General features: G+C 49.9%; 1 protein-coding gene. It reads left to right on the plus strand.

The window, feature by feature from the left end:
• Positions 1 to 346: 346 nt before the first annotated feature.
• Positions 347 to 727: a WbuC family cupin fold metalloprotein gene (locus PG883_RS23610; RefSeq protein ID WP_270808488.1), complete on the plus strand. Its 381-nt coding sequence runs from the start codon at positions 347 to 349 to the stop codon at positions 725 to 727.
• The last annotated feature ends 92 nt before the right edge of the window (positions 728 to 819 follow it).

The following is an 819-nucleotide window of genomic DNA, read 5'->3' on the forward strand; positions in this document are numbered from 1 at the left end:
TATCTACACGACGGGGAGTCAGGCAACTATGGATGAACGAAATAGACAGATCGCTGAGATAGGTGCCTCACTGATTAAGCATTGGTAACTGTCAGACCAAGTTTACTCATACTGAAATAATTGGGGGGTGATTACCACCGTAAATTTTTCCCAGACGGTAAAAAGAATTACAGACTTTTATCAACTAAAAAAGTGGCCTGAATATCAGCACTACCGTCAATACCATTTCAGTAAATCAGGATAGGGAAAAATTGGCAAACCCAGTTCTTCACTTGCTCTGCGGGTTCTGTCACCCTGACGTCATACGGTAATCCCCCCCAATTCATTAATCGACAAGGTCATCCTGATGAAACAAATTACCATGAGCGATATGCAGCAACAGAGCGCAGCGGCTGTGCAATCGCCTCGGCTCCGCGCGCACCGTAATTTCCATCCAGAATTAAGCGATTCGGTCCAACGTCTGGCTATTGCCATGGAACCTGGGACCTACGTGCGCCCGCACCGACACCCTCACACCTTCGAGCTACTGTTGCCATTAAGGGGTCGTTTCGTGGTGCTGAATTTTGACGATCGGGGTACCGTCACCCATCGGGCGATATTGGGGGAAACCTGTACGGTGCTGGAGATGGCCGCAGGAACCTGGCATGCCGTGCTGTCGCTGGATACCGGTGGCATAATTTTTGAAGTAAAACACGGTGGCTATCAACCCCGGCGTTTTTCAAGATAGTTGTCGCGCAAAGCTGTTTTAAGCAGCCTCTTTTTGCTCCGGCTCGGGTTTCTCGGGCCGCTCCGGATTTAGCATCACGGCACCGATAGGTG

Origin of the sequence: Aeromonas sp. QDB25 (genome assembly GCF_027707725.1) — a bacterium.
Taxonomy (GTDB): domain Bacteria; phylum Pseudomonadota; class Gammaproteobacteria; order Enterobacterales; family Aeromonadaceae; genus Aeromonas; species Aeromonas caviae.

Excerpts from the sequence above, each read along its gene's own strand:
- PG883_RS23610 (WP_270808488.1), top strand. The coding sequence starts at position 347 with ATGAAACAAATTACCATGAGCGATATGCAGCAACAGAGCGCAGCGGCT.